This is a genomic window from Cupriavidus sp. 01T418 (assembly GCF_056398885.1).
In genome coordinates, this window is sequence record NZ_JBFTQG010000161.1 from 1 (window position 1) to 530 (window position 530).

A 530-nucleotide genomic window follows, 5' to 3' on the forward strand; every position below is an offset into this window, starting at 1 on the left:
AAGCTGGTTTCGGTGGCGGCGCTTGGGGCCGCAAATAGCGGACCCTTCGCAAATACGGCGCTCCTGCCGGACACCGCGGAGCCAGCTTACGATCATGGGCGAATCAACGCCTTGTTCATGGGCTTCGACGTCTCGATGCTCGACAAGGACGGGAAACCGAGAACCGAARMRATCGCGGCCCTTGTTGCACTGGACAATCTGTTCGCTCCGGAGAACCCGGCGCGAGAGGTACGCGTCGACTACGGCGATGCCTATCTCGTGCAATTTGGCGAGCCGCATGTCACTGACCCGAACCCGGATACCCAAGGCACGATCAAGACGGAACCCGTCTGAATGGAGGTTAATCATTGAAAGGCCTCCTGGCCACCGCCGCGCGGACGGCCGCCGCGCCTGCCTACCCCGCCACCCTTGCCGCCACGCCATCCTGTCGGCGCAGAGCTTCATCGCCGCACCCAAGGATGCGCCGCTGGACTTTTAGGCCAGCGGCAAGTTCATCACCAGTGCGTGAGTGGAAAAGCCAGGCAGCCTGG

1 protein-coding gene is annotated in these 530 nt (G+C 62.6%); it reads left to right on the forward strand.

Annotated elements, in window-relative coordinates:
* On the forward strand, window positions 1–333 hold a 333-nt coding region (locus AC1DQ3_RS36715), incomplete at its 5' end, for a hypothetical protein (RefSeq protein ID WP_477124979.1).
* Window positions 334–530 lie beyond the last annotated feature (197 nt).